The sequence below is a fragment of the Actinocorallia lasiicapitis genome, from assembly GCF_054778695.1.
Genome location: NZ_BAAGZI010000859.1, coordinates 1 through 721, shown reverse-complemented (window position 1 = coordinate 721; position 721 = coordinate 1). Strand labels below are relative to the sequence as shown.

At 76.4% G+C, this 721-nt stretch carries 1 protein-coding gene; it reads left to right on the top strand.

From position 1 onward, the window contains the following. Positions 1–721, top strand: a 721-nt coding sequence (locus tag ACYVE7_RS35140; protein ID WP_460371006.1) for a SpnB-like Rossmann fold domain-containing protein, incomplete at both ends; no start/stop codon positions are given.

The following is a 721-nucleotide window of genomic DNA, read 5'->3' as shown; positions in this document are numbered from 1 at the left end:
GGCGCTGCCGTTCGCCTGGTCGGGGGTGGAACTGCACGCCTCCGGCGCGGCGGCGCTCCGGCTGCGGATCAGCCGGATCCGTGACGGTGAGGTGGCCCTCGACGTCGCCGACGCGCACGGCGAACCCGTCGCCTCGATCCGCTCCCTGACGGTCCGGCCGCTCGCCGCCGCCCAGGACGCCCTGGCCCGGTCGATCGTCCACGAAGCGCTCTTCCACCTCCAGTGGACTCCCGTCCCCGCCACCCCGGCGGAGATCACGGCCGTGGAGTGGTCAGACGTTCCGGCGGACGGCCCGGCGCCCGAGCTGGTGGTGGCCCGACCGGCCGACGCGCTGGACGCCCTCCACATCGTCCAGACCTGGCTCGGCGGCGACCGGTTCGCCGACGCGACCCTGGTCGTGGCGACGTCCGGAGCGGTCGGCCCGCCCTGCTCGGAAGCGACCGACCCGGCGGCCGCCGCCGTGTGGGGTCTGGTCCGCAGCGCCCAGTCGGAGGAGCCCGGCCGGATCGTCCTGGCCGATCTCGACGACGACCCCGCCGCGCTCGCCCTCGCGCTCGGCGCGAACGAACCCCAAACGGTCGTGCGGGCCGGGATCGTCCACGTCCCCCGTCTCGCCAGGGTCCGGCCGGGCCCCTCGCCGGAACCGAGCCTCGCCACCGCGGGACCGGTGCTGGTCACCGGCGCGTTCGGCGCGCTCGGCGGACTGATCGCCCGGCATCTC